General features: G+C 62.1%; 23 protein-coding genes. 13 read left to right on the top strand and 10 right to left on the bottom strand.

Annotated features, from left to right (window positions below; translation table 11 throughout):
• On the bottom strand, positions 1 to 344 hold a 344-nt coding region (locus tag E8A46_RS22955; protein ID WP_291566158.1), incomplete at its 3' end, for a GntR family transcriptional regulator.
• A 173-nt stretch (positions 345 to 517) separates the two neighbouring features.
• On the opposite strand from E8A46_RS22955, the gene E8A46_RS22950 reads away from it, so the two are divergent.
• The 5 genes from E8A46_RS22950 (at position 518) to E8A46_RS22930 (ending at position 4,115) form a co-directional block, all read left to right on the top strand.
• Positions 518 to 1,525, top strand: a complete 1,008-nt coding sequence (locus E8A46_RS22950; protein WP_291566156.1) for a TRAP transporter substrate-binding protein — start codon at positions 518 to 520, stop codon at positions 1,523 to 1,525.
• 66 nt (positions 1,526 to 1,591) lie between these two features.
• Positions 1,592 to 2,107 (top strand): TRAP transporter small permease, encoded by a 516-nt coding sequence (locus tag E8A46_RS22945; RefSeq protein WP_291566154.1) that lies wholly within the window; start codon positions 1,592 to 1,594, stop codon positions 2,105 to 2,107.
• Between the two features lie 18 nt (positions 2,108 to 2,125).
• On the top strand, positions 2,126 to 3,415 hold the full coding sequence (locus E8A46_RS22940; protein WP_291566152.1) for a TRAP transporter large permease: 1,290 nt from the start codon (positions 2,126 to 2,128) through the stop codon (positions 3,413 to 3,415).
• Positions 3,416 to 3,652: 237 nt separating this feature from the next.
• On the top strand, positions 3,653 to 3,898 hold the full coding sequence (locus tag E8A46_RS22935; protein ID WP_291566150.1) for a hypothetical protein: 246 nt from the start codon (positions 3,653 to 3,655) through the stop codon (positions 3,896 to 3,898).
• Between the two features lie 10 nt (positions 3,899 to 3,908).
• On the top strand, positions 3,909 to 4,115 hold the full coding sequence (locus tag E8A46_RS22930) for a hypothetical protein (protein WP_291566148.1): 207 nt from the start codon (positions 3,909 to 3,911) through the stop codon (positions 4,113 to 4,115).
• Between the two features lie 136 nt (positions 4,116 to 4,251).
• Here the strand turns inward: E8A46_RS22930 and E8A46_RS22925 are convergent, their stop codons facing one another.
• On the bottom strand, positions 4,252 to 4,509 hold the full coding sequence (locus tag E8A46_RS22925; RefSeq protein WP_291566146.1) for a hypothetical protein: 258 nt from the start codon (positions 4,507 to 4,509) through the stop codon (positions 4,252 to 4,254).
• Positions 4,510 to 4,938: 429 nt separating this feature from the next.
• On the opposite strand from E8A46_RS22925, the gene E8A46_RS22920 reads away from it, so the two are divergent.
• On the top strand, positions 4,939 to 6,192 hold the full coding sequence (locus E8A46_RS22920) for a beta-propeller fold lactonase family protein (protein ID WP_291566144.1): 1,254 nt from the start codon (positions 4,939 to 4,941) through the stop codon (positions 6,190 to 6,192).
• A 104-nt stretch (positions 6,193 to 6,296) separates the two neighbouring features.
• Here the strand turns inward: E8A46_RS22920 and E8A46_RS22915 are convergent, their stop codons facing one another.
• Positions 6,297 to 7,172 carry a tripartite tricarboxylate transporter substrate binding protein gene (locus tag E8A46_RS22915; protein ID WP_291566160.1) on the bottom strand — a complete coding sequence of 292 codons (876 nt, stop codon included), beginning with the start codon at positions 7,170 to 7,172 and terminating at the stop codon, positions 6,297 to 6,299.
• A 314-nt stretch (positions 7,173 to 7,486) separates the two neighbouring features.
• On the opposite strand from E8A46_RS22915, the gene E8A46_RS22910 reads away from it, so the two are divergent.
• The 5 genes from E8A46_RS22910 (at position 7,487) to E8A46_RS22890 (ending at position 13,157) form a co-directional block, all read left to right on the top strand.
• Entirely contained in the window at positions 7,487 to 8,263 is a 777-nt protein-coding gene (locus tag E8A46_RS22910) for a cyclase family protein (protein ID WP_291566142.1), read from the top strand.
• A 253-nt stretch (positions 8,264 to 8,516) separates the two neighbouring features.
• A complete protein-coding gene (locus E8A46_RS22905) occupies positions 8,517 to 9,776 on the top strand; it encodes an ABC transporter substrate-binding protein (protein ID WP_291566140.1) in 1,260 nt (419 codons plus the stop codon).
• A gap of 95 nt (positions 9,777 to 9,871) precedes the next feature.
• Positions 9,872 to 10,747, top strand: coding sequence for a branched-chain amino acid ABC transporter permease (locus E8A46_RS22900; protein WP_291566138.1), 876 nt, complete (start codon positions 9,872 to 9,874; stop codon positions 10,745 to 10,747).
• Positions 10,748 to 10,749: 2 nt separating this feature from the next.
• A complete protein-coding gene (locus E8A46_RS22895; protein WP_291566136.1) occupies positions 10,750 to 11,676 on the top strand; it encodes a branched-chain amino acid ABC transporter permease in 927 nt (308 codons plus the stop codon).
• Positions 11,676 to 13,157 (top strand): ATP-binding cassette domain-containing protein, encoded by a 1,482-nt coding sequence (locus E8A46_RS22890; protein ID WP_291566134.1) that lies wholly within the window; start codon positions 11,676 to 11,678, stop codon positions 13,155 to 13,157. The genes E8A46_RS22895 and E8A46_RS22890 overlap by 1 nt, the downstream gene beginning before the upstream one ends.
• A 24-nt stretch (positions 13,158 to 13,181) precedes the next feature.
• Here the strand turns inward: E8A46_RS22890 and E8A46_RS22885 are convergent, their stop codons facing one another.
• The 4 genes from E8A46_RS22885 to E8A46_RS22870 all read right to left on the bottom strand — a co-directional run bounded on the left by E8A46_RS22885 (position 13,182) and on the right by E8A46_RS22870 (position 15,510).
• Positions 13,182 to 13,433 carry a hypothetical protein gene (locus E8A46_RS22885; RefSeq protein ID WP_291566132.1) on the bottom strand — a complete coding sequence of 84 codons (252 nt, stop codon included), beginning with the start codon at positions 13,431 to 13,433 and terminating at the stop codon, positions 13,182 to 13,184.
• Positions 13,434 to 13,547: 114 nt separating this feature from the next.
• Positions 13,548 to 14,276, bottom strand: coding sequence for a Crp/Fnr family transcriptional regulator (locus E8A46_RS22880; protein ID WP_291566129.1), 729 nt, complete (start codon positions 14,274 to 14,276; stop codon positions 13,548 to 13,550).
• A 285-nt stretch (positions 14,277 to 14,561) separates the two neighbouring features.
• The gene (locus E8A46_RS22875) at positions 14,562 to 14,690 is read right to left on the bottom strand and encodes a hypothetical protein (RefSeq protein ID WP_291566127.1); all 129 of its coding nucleotides are present in this window, start codon (positions 14,688 to 14,690) and stop codon (positions 14,562 to 14,564) included.
• Positions 14,691 to 14,796: 106 nt separating this feature from the next.
• Complete coding sequence (locus E8A46_RS22870; protein WP_291566125.1) at positions 14,797 to 15,510, bottom strand: helix-turn-helix domain-containing protein; 714 nt, start codon at positions 15,508 to 15,510, stop codon at positions 14,797 to 14,799.
• Positions 15,511 to 15,683: 173 nt separating this feature from the next.
• Between E8A46_RS22870 and E8A46_RS22865 the strand changes: the two genes are divergently transcribed.
• Entirely contained in the window at positions 15,684 to 16,001 is a 318-nt protein-coding gene (locus tag E8A46_RS22865; RefSeq protein WP_291566123.1) for a cytochrome c, read from the top strand.
• Positions 16,002 to 16,018: 17 nt separating this feature from the next.
• Here the strand turns inward: E8A46_RS22865 and E8A46_RS22860 are convergent, their stop codons facing one another.
• From E8A46_RS22860 to E8A46_RS22850, 3 genes are read right to left on the bottom strand one after another with little or no spacing between them, the layout of a single operon-like run.
• Complete coding sequence (locus E8A46_RS22860; RefSeq protein WP_291566121.1) at positions 16,019 to 17,122, bottom strand: MlaD family protein; 1,104 nt, start codon at positions 17,120 to 17,122, stop codon at positions 16,019 to 16,021.
• Between the two features lie 4 nt (positions 17,123 to 17,126).
• Positions 17,127 to 17,912: an ABC transporter ATP-binding protein gene (locus E8A46_RS22855; RefSeq protein WP_291566119.1), complete on the bottom strand. Its 786-nt coding sequence runs from the start codon at positions 17,910 to 17,912 to the stop codon at positions 17,127 to 17,129.
• A 2-nt stretch (positions 17,913 to 17,914) separates the two neighbouring features.
• Positions 17,915 to 19,051, bottom strand: a complete 1,137-nt coding sequence (locus tag E8A46_RS22850; protein ID WP_291566117.1) for an ABC transporter permease — start codon at positions 19,049 to 19,051, stop codon at positions 17,915 to 17,917.
• A 170-nt stretch (positions 19,052 to 19,221) separates the two neighbouring features.
• Here E8A46_RS22850 and E8A46_RS22845 point away from each other — a divergent pair.
• Positions 19,222 to 19,444: hypothetical protein (locus E8A46_RS22845; protein ID WP_291566115.1), on the top strand; the 223-nt coding region annotated here is incomplete at its 3' end.

The raw sequence follows: 19,444 nt of genomic DNA, 5'->3' as shown, positions 1-19,444 counted from the left end.
TCGAGGGATCCGAGACCGTCGGAGTCGATCACATAGGGTTGCCGGCTGGTATCGCGATCGACGAACGCCCCGGCCCCTTGCCGCGTGATGACGAGCCCGCGGGCACGCAGCGCCGCAACGGCTTCGCGGACAACGGTCCGGCTCACGCCCATTCCCCTCATCATCTCCTGTTCCGAAGGAAGTTTAGCTCCGGCCGGCAATTTGCCGGAAATGATCTGTTCGGCCAGCCGATCGACAACCTCCGCGCTCAGGCTTCTGGGCGACCCGAGCGGCCGGAGCAACTGGCTGCGCTGACGCTGCGCCGCGTCCTTCGAGGGGTCGCTTGACGAGTCTTGTCGGGTCATCGTACAAGTTCACTATCACGCCCCCGGTGCTCCAGCAATGGACGTATTGAGCTTCGTGATCTTGCGGATTGCAGCGACCATTCGCCGCCTGCAATGCTAGACTACTTTATGGAGAGCTTTCTCCTAAAACGGGTCAGACAATGACCGATCAGCGAACACGGGGGAGGACAGCGATGAAGCGTCGCGATTTCATCAAGTTGAGCGCCGGCTTTGGAGCGGCGGGTCTGACGACGAGCCTGGCGCCGGTTTCCCCTGCGCGGGCGCAGGCCAAGCAGGTCTTCAAGGCTTCCGATGTCCAGCCCGCAGGCTATCCGACCGTGGCAGCGACCGAGAATCTCGGCAAGAAACTCTCCGACGCCACCAACGGCCGGCTCTCGGTCCAGATGTATCCGTCGATGCAACTAGGCGGCGAGAAGGAAACCATCGAACAGACGCAGATCGGCGCGATCCAGCTGTTGCGGGTCAGCGTCGGATCGATGGGGCCGATCGTCGATGACATCAACGTCGTCAACATGCCGTTCCTGTTCAAGAGCACGGCGCACGCCGAAAAGATGATGGACGGGCCGGTCGGCCAGGAACTGCTCGACAAGATCACGGCGAGCCCCAACGCCGGCCTGGTCGCGTTGTGCTGGATGAATTCCGGCGCCCGCAGCCTCTACAACACCAAGCGGCCGATCAAGTCGATCGAGGACGTCAAGGGCCTGAAATTCCGCGTCATCGGCAATCCGATCTTCATCGACATGATGAACGCGCTCGGCGGCAACGGCGTCGCGATGGGTTACGACCAGGTGTTCAGCGCGTTGCAGACCGGCGTGATCGACGGCGCCGAGAACAACCTGCCAAGCTATGTCTTCAGCAATCACTTTACGACGGCCAAATATCTTTCCCTGACCGAGCATCTCGTGATTCCCGAAGTTCTGGTATTTTCCAAGCGAGCGTGGAGCAACCTTTCGGCCGACGATCAGAACTTGTTGAAGAAATTCGCCCGCGAGGCGCAGTTCGAGGAGCGCGAGCTGTGGAACAAGTACGAGCAGCAGGCGATGGAGAAGGCCAAGGCGGCCGGCTGCCAGATCGTCGAGATTGCCGACAAGACCCCGTTCCAGAACGCCGTCAAACCGGTGTGGGATAAATATGGCCCGAAATACCAGGACATGATCAAACGCATCCAGGCCATCGCATAAACCTGCCGCGTGTGGCCTCCGCCGCACGCGCCTGTCGTTTGGATCGGCAATCGGGGAGCCCAGGCAATGGCAACCACATTTCGCCGCGCGATGGATGCGCTCTATCTCCTGTGCGTGGTCGTTGGCTGCGTCGCGCTGGTTCTGATTTCGGCGATCATTCCCTGGGCGGTCTTCACCCGCTATGTGCTCAACAGCGCGGCATCCTGGCCGGAACCGCTCGCGGTTCTGCTGACCATCGTGCTGACCTTCATCGGCGCCGCCGCCGCCTACCGGCTTAACCTGCACATGAACGTCTCCTACTTCGCAGACCAGCTGCCGGCGAGATTTCGCGGCCTGCTCGATCTTGTGGTCCAGCTCCTGATGGCGCTGATCGCCGTTTTCATGATCGTCTGGGGCGAGCGGCTGGTGGAGGTGACCTGGCACAATACGATCGGGGATTTTCCATTCCTGTCGGTAGGGGTCACCTATCTGCCGATCCCGGTCGGTGGCGTTTGCCTGCTGCTGTTCATCATCGAGCGGATTTTTCTTGGAGCCCCGTCCGATCCGATCGCTCGGCACGGCGAAACCGCGCCGTTCGATTGATCCGGGGAAGAGACCAACATGGACATCTTCATCCTGCTTGCAACCATGCTGATTTGCTTTCTGATCGGCATGCCGATCGCCTATTCGTTGGCGCTGGCCGCGATCGCCGGCGCCTGGTCGATCGGGATTCCGCTGGAAGCGGTGATGCTGAAGATCTCCGACGGCGTCAGCAAGGTCGCGATGCTGACGATTCCGTTCTTCGTGCTGGCCGGCGCGATCATGGCTGAAGGCGGGATGGCGCGCCGTCTGGTGGCGTTCGCGGACGTCCTGGTCGGATTCACTCGCGTGCGCGGCGGCCTTGCCATCGTCAACGTGCTGGCGACCACCTTCCTGAGCGGCATCTCCGGATCGGCCGTCGCCGACACCTCCGCGATCGGCTCGGTGATGATCCCGCAAATGGAAAAGGCCGGCTATCCGCGCGTGTTCGCCACCAATCTCACCATCACCTCCTCGGTCCAGGCGCTGCTGGTGCCGCCGAGCCACAATGCGGTGCTGTACTCGCTGGCGACCGGCGGCACGATTTCGATCAGCGCGCTGTTCATGGCGGGGGTGTTTCCGGGTCTGTTGCTCGGCTTCTCGCTCATTGTCCTCTGTATTGTCATCGCCTACCGCGACAAACACCCCCATGGCCAGACCGTGCCGGCAAAGGACGCACTCAAGATCACGATCGATGCCGCCTGGGGGCTGGTGACGCTCGTCATCATTCTCGGCGGCATTCTCGGCGGCATCTTTACCGCGATCGAGGCCGGCGCCGTCGCCTGCATCTGGGCGTTCTTCGTGACGATGTTCATCTATCGCGATTATCGCTGGAACGAGCTGCCGCTCCTGCTGCACCGGACACTGCGCACGGTCGCTATGGTGCTGACGCTGATCGCATGCGCTTCCAGCGTCGGCTACATCATGGCGCTGACCCAGATGCCGGCGAAGATGACGGCGTTCTTCCTGTCGATCTCCAGCAACAAATACGTCATCCTGTTCCTGATCAATATCCTGCTGCTGGTGCTCGGCACGCTGGTCGACATGGCGCCGTCGATCCTGATCGCGACCCCGATCCTGTTGCCGGTGATGCAGAACTTCGGCGTCGATCCCGTGCACTTCGGGATGATCATGCTGCTCAACCTCGGCATCGGCCTGTGCCATCCGCCGGTCGGGTCAATCCTGTTCGTCGGATGCGCGGTCGGCAAGGTCACGATCGAACAGGTGATGCGCAAGATCTGGCCGTTCTATGCCGTGATGTTCATGGTGCTGATGTTCGTCACCTATCTTCCGGAAGTGTCGCTGTGGCTGCCGCGGCACGTGCTGCGGTGAGTTGTGCCAGACCGGGCCTCTCGCGGATCGCTGCTGCTTGCAATTGCATTCACCGCGGCAAAACAGGCTTGACCCAGGCGGCAGCCCATCCGGTGCCGTGGCCCGACGTCCGACCCCGGCGCCAGCTTGGTTTAAGCTTCGCTAACGCGATCGCTCAATTGCAGGCGCGTCCAAGACCCGAACCTTAAAATTTTAAGCGTATCACAGGCCCCATAGGATCAAACGGCGGGGGCCGAAATGACAATCGAAATCATCGTATTTCCTGGACTGGTTTTCCTCGCGGCCACGCTGGCCGCGAAACTCTACGAACGCCGCAGCGACGTTTTGTACGGGCCGTATATCCAGGGCCGCAAGCGCCCGTTCGCTGACTTGTGGGATCAGCTTGAAGAGGCGGTAGCATCGAGCGGCCTGCAGCGGAGCTTCGGGCGGTTCGCCTTCAGGCTCGGAACCTTCAGCTATTTTGCTTCGGCGATCATTGGCTGAATGGCAGCAAATGGACCTCGACCAGCATCATTGTCAGCAACGGCCCGGGCTGAAGATCGTCTGCGAAGCCTGCGGGAGCCTGGCGATCAAGGCAATTGTTCTAGCCGGCGAGCCGGAGCTTACCAAAATCCATTGCCGCCGCTGCAACGCGGTTCGCGGAACCCTGGCTGATCTGCACGACCTGGCGCGGCGAAGCGCCGACGTTTTCGAGTTCTAGAGCCCTTTCCGTTTCGATTGAATCGAAACGGGGCTCTAGATTCTTGATTTGACGCGTTTTCTTGACGCGAACCGGTCTCCACCCCCGGATCAAGTCCGAGGGCATGCTTCGCGTGAAAACGCTTTAGATGCCGGTGTCAGCTTCCGGCCAGGAGCCGGAAGTCGATATTGGCGAGGCTGTCGCCGACCGCTTCCACCGGCCGCGGCCGAAAGCGCAGGCGTTCCGACATCATTTTCAGGTAGGTCCGCAATTCGGGCTCGCTCTGCCGGACCCGGCTTCGAATCTCGCGGCGATCGAAGATCGTGAGACTCGGGCTGGCGAGCTCGCGCCAGGCGTCCCTCTGCAGGGCTTTCAGGGCGTTTATCTCGCTAGTCAAGTCATCAGGCTCAGTCATGCTGTCGGACCGATCTTCAGATGAAGCTGCCTTGGTCTGTAGCGCTGATTCTTTAAAATTCGTTAAGCATGCGGCTGCGCCCTGGCTGCCGCATCGGCCATCCGGACCCAGCGCGGCCGCGGTGCCGAATGGCGGCCCACCCGCGGAACGGCGCCAATTTCGCCGCATACCCCCCTGCAACGGCTATCCTCCGCCGGGTTTTTCCCAGGCCCACATGCGAAAAACGGCGGCAACGAGCCCCGTCGCGCCCGATCGATGGTGGCCCCGCGTTGGCAACGGTTCATGGGCGCGCGCTTCAAGCTGACGTGAATATTGATCCGTTGGCCATTCTGTGATCATCACAGGGCTCGGCGGGACGTCAACGATCGCGCCTGGCCTGCCTGACGAGCCGAGGCAGTCGCCACCGACAATCAGAAAAGAGGGGAAACCATGGTCGACCGTCGCACGTTCACCACGCTCCTTGCCGGCACCATCGCCGCCCCCACAGCATCGTTCGCGCAGAATTCCGCGGCAACGCACGTATTCTATTCCGCCGTCGGAGCGGAGCTGACGTTTTACAGCGTTGACGTCGACGATGCCGCGCTCGTCAGGCAGGGCACGGTATCGGCACCGGCCAATATCCAATATGCCTGGCCGCACCCGTCGAAGCGGTATCTCTACGTCGTCTCCAGCAATGGCGGCCCCAGTTCGTCGGGCACGGCCGGCGACAAACATGCCGCTGACGCCTTCAGGATCGACCCCTCGTCCGGCGCGCTGACGCCGCATGGCGAGACCGTGAGGCTGCCCTCGCGCCCGATCCATGCCAGCGTCGACCTATCCGGTCAGTATCTCCTCACCGCCTACAACGATCCCTCCGGTCTGACCGTGCATCGCATCAACGCCGATGGCACGCTCGGCGAACGCGTCCGCCAGCCCGATGCGCTCGATACCGGAAAATTCGCCCACCAGATCCGCGTAACGCCGGACAACAGCCACGTCATTCTGGTGACACGCGGCAACAACGCGCCGACCGACAACCCGGTCGATCCCGGCTCGATCAAGATCTTCGGTTTCAAGGACGGCGTGCTCACTAACCTCGCGGCGATCCAGCCCGGCGACGGCATGCATTTCGGGCCGCGGCATCTCGACTTCCACCCGACGCAGCCCTGGGTTTACGTCTCGGTCGAGAGCCAGAACCAGCTCTACGTCTACAGGCGCGATGCCGCGACCGGCCTTTCGCGCGAGCCGCTGTACATCAAGGGCACGCTCAGCGACCCCGCATCGAAACTGCGGCAGGCAGCCGGTCCGATCCATGTCAGTCCCGACGGGCGCTTTGTCTATCTCACCAACCGCGCCTGGTGGTTGACCGAGTTCGAGGGCAAGCAGGTGTTTTCGGGCGGCGAGAATTCGGTCGCGGTCTTCGCGATCGATCAGAACACCGGTGAGCCGACGCTGATCCAGAACGCCGACGGACACGCCAATTACCTGCGCACCTTCGGGATCGATCCAGCGGTGCGGATCCTGGTTGCCGCGTCGGTCTGGCCGATGCTAATGCGCGAGGGCAAGGACATCACCACGCTTCCCGCCGCCATCGTCATGTACCGCATCGGCGGCGACGGCAAGCTCACCTTCGCGCGCAAATACGAGATCGAGGCGAGCACGAAAAAACAGCAGTTCTGGGCCGGAATGGTTACGCTGGCGTAGCCGGCGCTGCCATTGCGTTTAGTTCAATCCGGCGCGACCCGCGCGGAAAGGTTCCTCGATTTTTCCTCGTGTGGCAATTCAGAGCGTTGGCAGCCGGGACGACGTCAGATCGGCGTGATGCCCGCGAATTTGACTACCTTGGCCCACTTCTCGGTTTCGTCTCCGACGAGCTTTGCCAGATCGGATGGCGAACCTCCGAGCACTGTGCCGCTTAGATCGGCCAGCCGCGCCTTGAACCCGGGGTTGCCGAGAACAGCATTGATCTCAAAATTGAGCTTGCGGATCACTTCGGCCGGTGTGTTCTTCGGTGCACCAATGCCGTACCACGTGCTCATCTCGTAACCCGGCACGAAGTCGGCCATCGGCGGAACGTCGGGCAGCATCTCCGAGCGGGTCGCCGTGGTTACGGCGAGCGGCCGCAATGTGCCGCCTCTGATGTACCCGATGGACGAGGGTATGCTGCCGAACACCACCTGCACCTGTCCACCAAGCAGATCAGTCAGCGCAAGCGCCTCTCCGCGATAGGGCACGTGCGCCAGATTGACAGCGGCCATCATCTTGAACAATTCACCGGCCATGTGAACCGGGCCTCCGTTGCCGCCGGATCCCATGTTGACCTTGGCCGGATTGGCCACGGCGTAGGCAATGAACTCGGGAACGGCCCGGGCCGGGACCGATGGATGGACCAGCATGACATTGGGGGCGCGAAGAAGCCCAGCGATCGGCGCAATGTCGCGGATGAAATTGAAATTGAGCTTATCGTAGAGGGTCGCATTGACGGCATTGGCAGTCGTCGCCAGCAGGAGGGTATGGCCGTTCGCGGGCGCATTCACGACCAACTCTGTGGCGATATTGCTGCCAGCACCAGTCCGGTTTTCAATGACGAATGGCTGCCCGACGCGCTCGGACAGTCCCTGCCCCGTCAAGCGCGCGAGGATGTCGCTGCCTCCACCGGCGGTAAAGCCGACGATCAAGCGCACCGGCCGCGACGGATAGCTTTGCGCCCATGCAAGGCGCGCGACCGCCGGCAGAGCGACTGTGGTGGCGGCCAGATGCAGAAATCGACGGCGTGGTAATTTCATGACGTCGCCCCCGGACGACATCCAAGTTTATCCCGATCGCCTGCAACTGTGAACGGCGAAATTCCGCCGTTGGCTCTTCTCGACCCGGCGCGATCTCGTCGGTCATGATCTGCCTGTTCAGCCCGCCACGGGCCCTGCCGGCGCAGCTTGACAGCCGATGGCGCCTGGCATTCACAATGCCCCGACCAGACAAGACCACGTGAGGGAGCGCCATGGCGCGAAAGCTGATCGACATTTCCGTACCGCTGCAAAATGACGTGCCGGCCGATCCGCCGGGCCTCCATCCGGCCATTCAGTACCATGATCACCAGCAAAGCCTGCCGCGGATGCTGGGCTTCTTTGAAGGCCTCAAGGCCGAAGATCTGCCGGACGGCCAGGGTTGGGCGATGGAGACAGTGCAGCTCTCGACCCACAACGGCACCCATCTCGATGCGCCCTATCATTATCATCCGACCATGAATCGCGGCGAGCGGGCATGGACCATCGACGAGGTGCCGCTGGAATGGTGCCTGCAGCCCGGCGTCAAGCTGGACTTCCGTCACTTTCCCGACGGCTATGTCGCCACCGCCGGGGATGTCGAGGCCGAACTCAAGCGCATCGGCCACACGCTCTCGCCGCTGGAGATCGTCGTGGTCAATACCAGCGCCGGCGCGAAATACGGCCGGCCGGACTTCGTCAACTCGGGTTGCGGTATGGGCTACGAGGCAACGATGTACCTGCTCGAGCGCGGCGTGCGGCTGACCGGCATCGACGGCTGGAGCTGGGACGCGCCGTTCGTCTATACCGCGAGGAAGTACGCCGAGACCAGGGACGCCAGCCTGATCTGGGAAGGCCACAAGGCCGGGCGCCACATCGGCTATTGCCACATCGAAAAGTTGCACAATCTGGAGCTTCTGCCCTCGACCGGTTTCACCGTGTCCTGCTTTCCGGTCAAGATCGAGCGCGCCTCGGCCGGCTGGACGCGGGCGGTCGCGATCATCGACGCATGAGGCTGCCGGCCGGACTGAAACGCGTTGCCAGCGAGTACACGGCGACCGATGCACGCGGATATTGCGGAGGCTTCGTGCTGCCGATCGTCGCAGGCCGAGCGGGTTTCGGCAGTTAATGGACTCTCCCAGGCTTTACCATCTACTTTAGTCTCACGATCACCGGGATTTACGGTACGGTTTCGCTTGCTGGGGGCGCAGGCGAGGCTAGAATAACCCCAAGGCAGAAAATGCCAGTCAAGTGGAGAGAAACGATATGACAAAAACATCCCTGCCACGCGTTTTCCGGTCATTTCCAGGGCTTCTCGGCGCGACGGCCCTCGGCCTGCTGGCAACAGCATCCGGTCAGGCGCTGGCCGCGGACCCGATCAAGATCGGCGTCATCGCGGAAGCGCAGGCGATTGCCGGAGCGTCGATCCCGCAGGCCGCCCAGATGGCCGCCGACGAAATCAACGCCAAGGGCGGCGTCGATGGACGCAAGATCGAAATCGTCACCTATGACAACCACTCCTCGTCGGCCGATTCCGTTCGCGCGTTCCAGCGCGCGGTCAACGAGGACAAGGTCAACATCGTCATCGCCAGCTATATCAGCGAAGTGGTGCTGGCGCTGGAGCCATGGGCCTCGCGCCTGAAGACGCCCTTCATCACGCCGGGTGCTGCGTCCAACGAGATCAGCAAGAGCGTCCACAACGACTACGAGAAGAACAAATACACCTTCCACGGCTACCTGACCTCGGCCGCGCTTGCGCTCTCGGTCTGCGACGCCGCCAAGGAATTGCTGGTCGAGCAAAAGAACATGAAGACCGCCGTCATCATGAGCGAGGACGCCGCCTGGACCAAGCCGCTCGACGTCGGCTACGAGGAATGCCTGCCCAAGATCGGGCTGAAGGTGATCGACCATATCCGCTTCTCGCCCGACACCACCGACTTCACGCCGATCTTCAACAAGATCGAAGGCACCAAGCCCGACGTGATGATCACCGGCATCTCACATGTCGGCGTGCAGCCGACCGTGCAGTGGAAGAACCAGCAGGTTCCGATCCCGATGTTCGGAATCTCTTCGCAGGCCACCAACTCGACCTTCGGCAAGGACACCAATGACGCCTCCAACGGCGTGCTCTATCAGGGCGTCTCCGGTACCGGTGTCGCGGTAACGGAGAAATCGGTTCCCTTCGCGGATGGGTTCAACAAGAGGTTCGGCAACTTCCCGTCCTATGCCGGCTACACCGCGTATGACGAAGTCTACTACATCGCCGATGCCGTGAAGCGCGCGGGCTCGACGGATGCGGACAAGCTGGTCGACGCGCTGGAAAAGACCGACTGGGTCGGCACCATCGGCCGCGTCCAGTTCTACGGCAAGGACGATCCGTTCACCCATTCGATCAAATACGGCAAGGGCCTGATCACCGGCTTGATGCTGCAGTGGCAGGACGGCAAGCAGGTCGCGGTGTGGCCGAAGGAAGTCGCCAAGGGCCAGTTGAAGTTCCCAAGCTTCATCAAGGTCACATCGAACTGAACTCCGCACGATCATGCTCCCGGGACCCGCCCGGGAGCATTTTCGTGATCGCACCTTTCAAAAGTGAGGCAGCGGTGCTGCCGCGGCCAACATAAATGCTTGCGTTTCAAATCCTGATCGACGGTTTCGCCATCAGCGCGCTATACGCTTTGGGGGCAACCGGCTTCACCCTCATCTTCGGCGTCTCCGGCGTGCTCAACCTGTCGCACGGCGCCATCATGGTGCTGGCCGCGGTGGCGGCATGGGCGGCCGCGAGCGTGCTGCATGTCGATACCTATACCGGCGCGCTGATCGGGGTCGCGGTGGCGCTGGTCGCCGCCTTTGCCACCTACTTCGCAGTGGTGCAGCCGATCCAGAAATCGACGCGAATTCCCAACGAGGAAAAGGAAATTTTCGTCCTCACCGGCACCTTGCTGTGGGGGATCATGATTCAGGAACTGATCGCGTATTTCTTCACCAACAATGCCAAGACGGTGCTTCCGATCATCGAGGGCGTGATCGACATCCTCGGCGTTCGCACGCCGCGCAACGAGATATTCACCGCCGTGGTCTGCTGCCTGGTGATTGCGCTGCTCTGGCTCATGGTGAACCGCACCCGTACCGGCAAGGCGGTGCTGGCCGCCTCGATGAATCCGCGCGGCGTCACGCTGCTCGGACTTGAACTCGGGAGCATCTACGTCGTGGTCTGGGCGATCTACGGCATCCTTGCCGGCATCGCCGGCGTGCTGCTCGGAATGTTCCTCGGGGTCTCCTCCTACAGCGTCGGACCGCTCACCGCGAGCGCGTTCTCGATCGTGGTGCTGGGCGGCCTCGGCAGCGTCTCCGGTTCGCTGATCGCCGCCTTCGTGGTCGGCTATCTCGAAACGCTCACCGCCTACCTGATCTCGCCGGCCTACCGCACCATTCCGGCGCTGCTGCTTTTGGTCGCCGTGATGTATGTCAGGCCGCAAGGCCTGCTTGGGAGGCGCTAGGCATGGGCGATTTCTTCAAATCACGGCTGTTCTTCGTATCGCTCGCCGTCGTCATCATCGCTTCCACCCTGCCGCTTTATGTCTCCGGCTATGTGCTCGGCCTCTTGACGGTCGCCTATTATTTCGGCGTGTTCGCGATGTCGTGGGACCTGTTGTTCGGTTTCGCGGGCGAAGTGAATTTCGGCCCGACCTTCCTGATCGGCGTCGGCGCCTATACCGCCGGCATTCTCAACAACCAGTATGGCTGGTCGGTCTATCTGTGCATCGTGCTCGGGGCGCTGGCCGCAGTGGTCGCAGGCTTTGTGCTGGCGCTGCCGGCCTTGCGGGTGCGCGGTCCCTATTTCGGGCTGACCACGCTCGTTGCCGTCCTGATGCTGCAAAACTTCATCGTGGTGTTCGCCGATCTCACCGGCGGCGAAATCGGCCTGACCATTCCCGACGTGATTTCAATCGACGCCGGCGTCAACTACTGGATCGCGCTCGGTTTCATGACCATCAGCGCCATCATCCTGTACGGGCTGTCGCAGTCGCCGATCGGCCTGGTGCTGCAGGCCAGCGGGCAGGACCCGATCCAGGCCGGCGCGCTTGGCTTCAACATCGTCAAGCACAAGCTGGCCGCCTTCGTCGTCAGCGCGTTTTTCTCCGGGCTGTCGGGCGCGCTGCTGGTGTTCTATTTCGGCACCGCATCGGTCGGGACCGTGGTCGATATCGCCGTCGGCGTGCAGGTGATCGTCGCGGCCGTGCTTGGCGGAAGGCGCACCGTTCTCGGTGCCGCGCTGGGCGCGATCTTCCTGATCGTCGCCGGCGAGTTCCTCCGGCCTACCGGGGAACTCGCGACCTTCATTGTATCAACCGTCGCGTTGCTGGTGATCCTGTTCTTCCCCAACGGCTTCCTCGGCGCGGCCCTGTCGCATGGGGCGCGCTCGTGATGGACGCGACCAGCAACAACCCGCCGGTTCTCGAAGTCCGCGGCCTCACCAAGCGCTTCGGCGGCCTCACCGCGGTCAAGCAACTCAGCTTCGATCTGCGCGCCGGCGAGATCTTCGGTCTGATCGGCCCGAACGGCTCCGGCAAGTCGACCGCGATGAAGGCGATCATGGGCATCGAGCGCCCGAGCGCGGGCGAAGTCATCTTCCAGGGTGAAAACGTCGCCGGCCTGCCCGCGCACAAGATCGCCCGCAAGGGTTTTGGCATGGTGTTTCAGCACTCTCGGCCGCTGAACCGGCAGACCGTTCTGGAAAACATCATGGTCGCGCTGTTGCCGGACAGCCTGTTCATGCTGTTTGCGGACAAGGCGCTGACCGAACGCGCCAAATGGATCGCCAACCGCGTCGGCCTCGGCGCGGTGATGGATCGCCGTCCGCCGACCTTGCCGTTCGCGGACCTGCGCCGGCTTGAACTTGCCAAGGCGATCGCCCGGGATCCCAAGGTGGTGCTGGTCGACGAGCCCTTCGCCGGGCTGACGCTGGGCGAAGTCGGCACCTTCTCCGAACTGATCCGCAGCTTCCGCGACGAGGGTCGTGCGGTGCTATTGGTGGACCACAACGTCAAGAGCGTCGCGGCACTGGTGGATCGCGTGCTGGCGATGTATCTCGGCGAAGAAATCGTCACCGGGCGCGCCGATGAGGTGATGCGCAACGAGACGGTGCGCCGCGTCTATCTCGGTGGCGCGATCGAGACGTCGGCCCGCCCGGAGACCAGCTTCAAGGACAAGGTGCCGCTGCTGCAGGTCGAGAACGTCAGCGTGTTCTATGGCAAGGCCCAGGCGCTCGAGAATGTTTCAATCCATGTTCATCAGGGCGAGTTCGTCTCGGTGGTAGGGCTCAATGGCGCCGGCAAGACCACGCTGTTCAATACCATCTCCGGCTTCCTGCCCTATACCGGCGACATCATCCGCGACGGCGAAAAGCTGCGCAACGTCAGCCCGGCACGCATCGCGCGGAGCGGGATCGTGCAATGCCCGGAATCACGCGAATTGTTCGGCGAGATGAGCGTGCGCGAAAATCTCGATCTCGGCGGCCAGCATTTGACCGACGAGGCCAGGGACAAACAGCTCGCGTGGCTGTTCGAACTGTTTCCCATCCTGAAGGATCGCCAGGGCCAGATGGCGCAGACGCTGTCCGGTGGCGAACAGCAGATGCTGGCGATCGGCCGCGCGCTGATGATGCAGCCCAAGATTCTGATCCTAGACGAACCGACGCTGGGCCTGGCCCCGGTCATTCTCGAACAATTGTCCAAGGCGCTGGAGCGGCTGCGCCAGACCACGCCGATCACCGTGTTGCTGGGCGAGCAGAACGTGACCTTCGCGCTTCCGCACGCCGACCGGGTCTATGTGCTGGAGCATGCGCGGATCGTCTGGGAAGGCGATCCGGGCCGTTTTGCCGCGGAAGCCGGCGAAGGCTATCTCTGAGACCGGTTTCGAATCCAGTCTCGGTCAATAGGCTCTGACGGTTCGAATTTCCATGTCCGGTCGCGCGAGTTGCGTTGGCGCGGCCTCGGGCATCAAGCTGATGCCTGCGACTTCCGCCTGCACCGCTTCCGATATCCAGTTGGACGCCGCCGGCTGCATAATCGCCAGCCCAATGAGCGTTACAGCGAGAAGCGCGGGCAAGGCCAGAAATCCGAGGCCCCATCGCCGGTAAGTGCTGTCTTCGTTGTTGCCAGATTTGTCGAGCGAACCATGCATGGTTGCCTCCATTAGGTGGACATACCCCGGGCATGGCTTAGCGCATGGCACGCCAAACGAATGTGAGCTGCTTCACATGGAACGGCGCGCGCAAATCCGCGCCTTAATGACTTGTTAATTATCTTCGCCGGCCGCTCCTGCGAGCGCCTGAAGCGGCTCGGCATCCAGCACCACGATGGCGCCGTGTTCGAGACGAACCCAGTTGCGTGCCGCCCAGACCCGCAACTGCTTGTTGATGCTTTCACGAGTCATGCCGACCATCTCGCTGATTTCCTGCTGGGTGATGGCGATGGTGCGGCCGCCCGGCGCGAGCTTGTGCCGCTCGGTCAACCGGATCAGCGCGCTGGCCAGCCGACCCGGCAGATCCTGAAGAATGACCTGTTCGACCTGGTCGCTGGTCCATCGCAGGCGCGCGCAGAGCAGCTCGATGAATTTCATCGCCAGCGCCGGCTGACTTCGCACGAAGGGAAGAAACTCACGGCGATCGATCACGGAAATCTCGCAGTTGGTGTTTGCCGTGGCATCTGCGGTCCGGGCCAAGCCATCGAGCAGTGCGACCTCGCCGAAAATCTCGCCGGGCCCGATCAGATTCAAGATCGCGCTGCGGCCGGCGGCCGAGGAGATGCTGATCTTCACGGTGCCGCTGATTACCGCAACCAGGCTGTTGCCGGGATCTCCCTTGGAGAAGATCGTCGATCCCCGCTTCAGCGTCGCGTGTTTGGCATAGCGGCAAAGCTGGTCGAATGCCTCGGGATCGAGATCGCAGAAAATCGGGTGCTTGCGCAGCACCGCCAACTTGTTGCTCGGCAATTGCCGGGATTCACCCGTCTTGTCCTGAGGCACGCCAATCCCATCTCCAGAGGCGGAGCCGGCAATAGGCGGCTCCGGAAGATGATCATCCTACCATCATATTCGAGCAGAGCACGCAAAGGCCGGATGTCGATGGGATTTTACCTATCATTCCAGATTAGCGGAAGATCACGCCGTCACTTCCCCGGTGCCGGACGGAGAGTTTTCGGGACCGAGCGATTGAGACAAATGGCTATCAAGAGTTGTGTTTGTTAGGTCCGTCAATCTCTCCTGCACGCGGCCGCGCGCTGACGCACCACGCGGAGAGATTGAGGAATCTCAGCGCTCTTGGGAAGGCGGCTTGAGACGCTCCGGCCGCGTTTGATAGTCACCCCAGGCGACCGCGCCCGCAAATACCAAAAACATGGCTACCACCGCAGCACTCATCACCATCGAACCGAACGGCATCGTGTCCTCCCTTTGAACTGGAGTGATTTATCCTCGACGCAGGACGGGCGGTCTTTGATGCGGATCAAATCAGGCAGCTTTCGGGGAGCAGCATCAGCCGCTTCCCTCACGCGGCGGCGAGGGCCTCGGCGCGCGCCGGATCCAGCAGGCCGATGCTGCCGGGCATGATCTCGATCACCCCGTCGCGCTCGAGCTTGGTGAAGGTCCGGCTGACCGTTTCAATGGTCAGGCCGAGGTAATCGGCGATGTCCTGCCGGCTCATGGGCAGGGGTACCCGCTGCGATGGACCGCTGACCCGAACCAATCGATCGCGCCAGCCGACCAGGAAGGTCGCGACTTTTTCCTCCGCCGAACGCCGTCCGAGCAGGACCATGTGGTCCTGAGCCTGGCTCAGTTCGCGAACCGCCAATTCATTGATTCGGCGCAACAGGTCCGGCCTGTCCTCGCTAAATCGCGCAAACGCGGATTTGGAGAACTGGCAAAGCATCGCACTTCCGATCGCGTCGGCAGAGAAGTTGTGACGGGCCGAGGCCGCCAATCCCAGAAAATCGCCTGGCAGCGCAAATCCGACAATCTGCCGCCGGCCGTCCGGCAGCAGCTTGTAAAGCCGCATGACGCCCTCCAGCAGGTTGTAGAATGAGCTCGTTATCTCCTCCTGGGCGAACACGGTCTCGCAGGCCGCGAAATGGACATGGCGTCCCAAATGCGCCAGCTCGCGCAGTTCGGCATTATCGAGCGCTGCGCAAACGCTGAGCCGGCGTATCGCGCATTCGGTACAGGGATGCCCGTTCGGCTCGCCTGTCACCAGAGACATGGTCATGCATCACTCCAGGATGAGCCACACCGCTACGATCTTGTTGCGCGTTGGGCCCGCGGACTGGCTGCATTTTAACCAATCGCCGATATCCCGGTTGATGCAGATCAAGCGATCGCCGCCTTCGGCGCAATATTAACAAACCTGTCGGTATGCCAATGAAAGACGCCCGGTCAGCAATGCTGCGATTCGCCCTGCGCCAAAGCTTCGTTACGCTGCTTGCCCTGACACCGGCCCTGGCTGCCTCGCCGGCGGAACAGCGCGGCAAGGCGTACGCGGTCTCCCACTGTGCGCGGTGCCATGCGGTCGACCGGGTGGCAAATAGCCGGCTCAAGACCGCGCCGCCATTCCGAACCCTGCATTTGCGCTACCCCATCGAAACGCTCGGCGAAGCGCTCGCGGAGGGCATCTATGCCGGCCATGCCGCGATGCCGTCCTCCGAGCTCACCCCCAACCAGATCCACGATCTGCTGTCCTACCTGAAAACCCTCGAATAAATTCTTCGCAAGGGCGGCTACAGCGCCTGCACGGTCCAGGCGATGATATCCTTCGCGATCCGGCCGAATGCATCATTGAAGGCCGCGACGGCTGCCGGCGGCTCGACGCTGTCGAACTTCTGGTTTTGCTCGAACAGACGCGACGCGACGACTTTCCCGTTCTTGTCGACAATTCGAGCCGATAGCGCGATTTCGGCCGACGATTGCGAATCCACGCCAACCTGGAAATGCCGGACATCGAGCAGAAGCTGGAAATCGGCCTGACCGACATCCGAGGCGCGCAAAGGCGCATGGGCGATATCGTAATTTTCGAAGCTCTCGATCAGCCTTGCCTGCAGCAGCTTCGGAATGCTGTCAGCCCAGAGGAACTCGGCAAAATCCGGATAATCCTTGACCGGCGAGAACAGCATGCGCTGCGTCTCGAGCATGGCAACTGCTGTCGGCTCCGGGATCGCCAATTGTCCCTTGATGGCCTTCACCGGAGCGGCAAAACCCTGCGCCGCCCGCAAATCAAAGGTGATCTTTTGCGCCGGCGGGCCACCGCCCGTCATCTTTTCGACGCCGGCGAGGATGCTGTCGAGTTTTGGGGTATTGCGCGCCAGCCCTTCCGAGAAGACCTTGAAATTGGCGATCGTGTCTTTCAACGGCTGAGAGTTCTCGCTGAGCACGGAATCGACCTTGCGCAGCGCATCGCGGGCGGCCTGTGTCATGCTCTGGCCTGCGCCGGCTTCGGCAATCAGCGTCGGCACCTCGCCCACGTTCGAGACCTGCGTGCCACCCTCCAGCGCGATCACGGGAACGCCGGTCAGGCCCTGGAAATCCAGTCCGACCTTGGTGTCGGCCCGCACCGGCGTATTGGAGGCGACCGAGATCGTCGCGTTGACGCGGCGCGGGCTGTCCGGCGCGAGACCAAGGTCCGTCACTTCGCCGACGCGAATACCGTTGAACAGCACGCCGGCTCCGATCAGAAGCCCAGGCACCGAGCCGTCGAACTGGACATGATAGATCTTGCGCGGACCAAGCCCGCCGGTGTTGTGAAGCCAGTACACGAAGCCGAATACGGCGACCATGGTCGCCAGCACGAAGGCGCCGACAACGACGAAGGGAGCGCGGGTTTCCATCTCTTTAGCTCGCTTTGGGTTGCAGCATCTGGGAGCGCTTGCCGTGGAAATAGGCCCGCACCCAGGGATGCTCGGATTGAAGAAGTTCGTGCATCGGTCCGATGGCGACGATCTTGCCGTCCGCCAGCGCCGCGACGCGATCGCACTCGGTATACATGCTGGCGAGATCATGGGTCACCATGAACACCGTCAGCCCCAGTGTCTCTTGCAACGTCTTGATCAGCGCGTCGAAATCGCCGGCCGCGATCGGGTCGAGACCCGAGGTCGGTTCGTCGAGAAACACGATCGCAGGGTCAAGCGCGAGCGCGCGGGCCAGCGCGACGCGCTTGGTCATGCCTCCCGACAGTTCGGAAGGAAACTTTTCGGCATCCTCCGGCGACAAGCCGACCATTTCGAGCTTGGCGATGGCGATCTCGTCCATCAGCGCCTGCGACAACGTCAGATTCTCGCGCAAGGGGAACTGGATATTCTGCCGCACGGTAAGCGACGAAAACAGCGCGCCCTGCTGGAACAGGATGCCCCATCGTCCGGCGGCATTCTGGGTGCTGCGATCCTCGCTGCGCCCGATCGCAACGCCCATGACCTCGATCTCCCCGCTTCGCCGCGGAATGAGCCCGATGATGGTTCGCATCAACACCGTCTTGCCGCCGCCGGACGCACCGACCAGGCCGAGAATCTCGCCGCGGCGGACATCGAGCGACAGGTGATCGATCACGACCTGCCGGCCGAAGCCAACCACGAGGTCCTTGACGCGTATGGCGAACTCCGGAGGAGATGCTTGTTCGCGCATCGTCACATTCCGATCGATGCAAAAAACACGGCAAACAGCCCGTCGAGCACGATCACCAGGAAGATCGATTTCACCACCGATGTGGTGGTCTGCTTGCCGAGCGACTCGGCGCTTCCCTTCACGCGCAGGCCCTCGCTGCAGGCGACGATGCCGATCGCCAGTGCCATGAACGGCGCCTTGATGATGCCGACCTTGAAGCTGGTCACGGACACCGCGTCATGCAGGCGCGCGATATAGATCGCCGGGCCCATGTCGCCGTAAAACTGCGCCACCAGCCCGCCTCCATAAAGTGCTGCCATCGATCCGATGAAGCTCAGGATCGGCAGCGCGAAAACCAGCGCAATGATGCGGGGCAGGATCAGGACTGCGACCGGGTCGAGGCCCATGGTCGACAGCGCGTCGATTTCCTCGCGCATCTTCATCGAGCCAAGCTCGGCGGTGTAGGCACTCCCCGAGCGGCCCGCGACCATGATCGCGACGATCAGCACGCCGAGTTCGCGCAACACCAGGATGCCGACCATGTCGACGACGTAGGAATCGGCGCCGAATTTCCGGAAATGAAAGAAGCCCTGCTGCGCGATGATGGCGCCGATCAGGAAGGTGATCAGCACCATGATCGGGATCGCCTGCCAGCCGACCCTGTAGAGCTGATAAATCAGTGATGTCAGCCGCAGCGACCTTGGCCGGCGCAGCGCGCCGACCAGTGCGAAAAAGAGTGCGCCCACCATTTGCAGGAATACCGCAACGTCTTCCCTGGCCCCGACCGTGGCGCGGCCGATTTCGTTCACCCTGGCCACGACCGGGCTGAGCGGCGTCACCGGCGCGGGATTGTGACGATTGACCTGGCGGATCTCGTCGATCAGGCCGGCATAATTGTCGGCGACGCCGACAATTTCGGCAGGATGGCCGGAAGCGGCCGCGCGCCGCGATATTTTCTCGAGCAACCACGCTCCGAGCGTATCGAGCTCGCGCAGCCCGGCCATATCCAGTTTCACCGCCTTCGCCCGGTCAAGCTGCCCGGTGATCGAACTGGAAAGCACCTCCAGGGTCGCCGCATTGGCCGCAATCCAGGCCCCGCCTGGACGCAGCTCAAGCACACCGCCGGATGGCGTGGCCGTTAACAGAGGGGGAGAAGTCAAGATTTGTGTTCCTCTTCAATGCAGTGGCTATCTCTATGCTTTGGCACGGCGTCCAACTTGACCTGCCTCAAAACTGGAACCGGTTGCGCCGCGCTCTTGACGCAAATCAAGTGGGAGAATCGGCCGCTCGCCTAAAGTTTCATTTGGAGCATGCAACAACGGCAAGGCCAATGTTCGACCAAAGCGAGCTGAAAGACGAACTACAGGCGCTCAAAGCCGAGGTATCGCGCCTGCTCAACACCACGAGCGACGGAATCCTCGACGCCTCGAAAACCCACGCGGAAGCCCTCGCGGACCAGATCAAGGCCGCGCTGGGCGATCTTGGCGAGACCCTGAGCGAACATGAAGACCATGTCGGAAACATCATCTCGGAGCGGCCGATCGCTGCGCTCG

This window comes from Bradyrhizobium sp. (assembly GCF_004799445.1).
Lineage (GTDB): Bacteria > Pseudomonadota > Alphaproteobacteria > Rhizobiales > Xanthobacteraceae > Bradyrhizobium.
The sequence above is the reverse complement of the archived record's forward strand: the minus strand, read 5'-3'. Positions and strand labels throughout refer to the sequence as shown.

What these genes read in the sequence shown, in the direction of transcription:
- E8A46_RS22870 (WP_291566125.1), bottom strand. Translation starts at nt 15,510, where the DNA reads ATGACCATGTCTCTGGTGACAGGCGAGCCGAACGGGCATCCCTGTACC.
- E8A46_RS22930 (WP_291566148.1), top strand. Translation starts at nt 3,909, where the DNA reads ATGGACCTCGACCAGCATCATTGTCAGCAACGGCCCGGGCTGAAGATC.
- E8A46_RS22920 (WP_291566144.1), top strand. Translation starts at nt 4,939, where the DNA reads ATGGTCGACCGTCGCACGTTCACCACGCTCCTTGCCGGCACCATCGCC.
- E8A46_RS22895 (WP_291566136.1), top strand. Translation starts at nt 10,750, where the DNA reads ATGGGCGATTTCTTCAAATCACGGCTGTTCTTCGTATCGCTCGCCGTC.
- E8A46_RS22885 (WP_291566132.1), bottom strand. Translation starts at nt 13,433, where the DNA reads ATGCATGGTTCGCTCGACAAATCTGGCAACAACGAAGACAGCACTTAC.
- E8A46_RS22940 (WP_291566152.1), top strand. Translation starts at nt 2,126, where the DNA reads ATGGACATCTTCATCCTGCTTGCAACCATGCTGATTTGCTTTCTGATC.
- E8A46_RS22855 (WP_291566119.1), bottom strand. Translation starts at nt 17,912, where the DNA reads ATGCGCGAACAAGCATCTCCTCCGGAGTTCGCCATACGCGTCAAGGAC.
- E8A46_RS22875 (WP_291566127.1), bottom strand. Translation starts at nt 14,690, where the DNA reads ATGCCGTTCGGTTCGATGGTGATGAGTGCTGCGGTGGTAGCCATGTTT.
- E8A46_RS22910 (WP_291566142.1), top strand. Translation starts at nt 7,487, where the DNA reads ATGGCGCGAAAGCTGATCGACATTTCCGTACCGCTGCAAAATGACGTG.
- E8A46_RS22945 (WP_291566154.1), top strand. Translation starts at nt 1,592, where the DNA reads ATGGCAACCACATTTCGCCGCGCGATGGATGCGCTCTATCTCCTGTGC.
- E8A46_RS22900 (WP_291566138.1), top strand. Translation starts at nt 9,872, where the DNA reads ATGCTTGCGTTTCAAATCCTGATCGACGGTTTCGCCATCAGCGCGCTA.
- E8A46_RS22860 (WP_291566121.1), bottom strand. Translation starts at nt 17,122, where the DNA reads ATGGAAACCCGCGCTCCCTTCGTCGTTGTCGGCGCCTTCGTGCTGGCG.
- E8A46_RS22905 (WP_291566140.1), top strand. Translation starts at nt 8,517, where the DNA reads ATGACAAAAACATCCCTGCCACGCGTTTTCCGGTCATTTCCAGGGCTT.
- E8A46_RS22865 (WP_291566123.1), top strand. Translation starts at nt 15,684, where the DNA reads ATGCTGCGATTCGCCCTGCGCCAAAGCTTCGTTACGCTGCTTGCCCTG.
- E8A46_RS22925 (WP_291566146.1), bottom strand. Translation starts at nt 4,509, where the DNA reads ATGACTGAGCCTGATGACTTGACTAGCGAGATAAACGCCCTGAAAGCC.
- E8A46_RS22890 (WP_291566134.1), top strand. Translation starts at nt 11,676, where the DNA reads ATGGACGCGACCAGCAACAACCCGCCGGTTCTCGAAGTCCGCGGCCTC.
- E8A46_RS22935 (WP_291566150.1), top strand. Translation starts at nt 3,653, where the DNA reads ATGACAATCGAAATCATCGTATTTCCTGGACTGGTTTTCCTCGCGGCC.
- E8A46_RS22950 (WP_291566156.1), top strand. Translation starts at nt 518, where the DNA reads ATGAAGCGTCGCGATTTCATCAAGTTGAGCGCCGGCTTTGGAGCGGCG.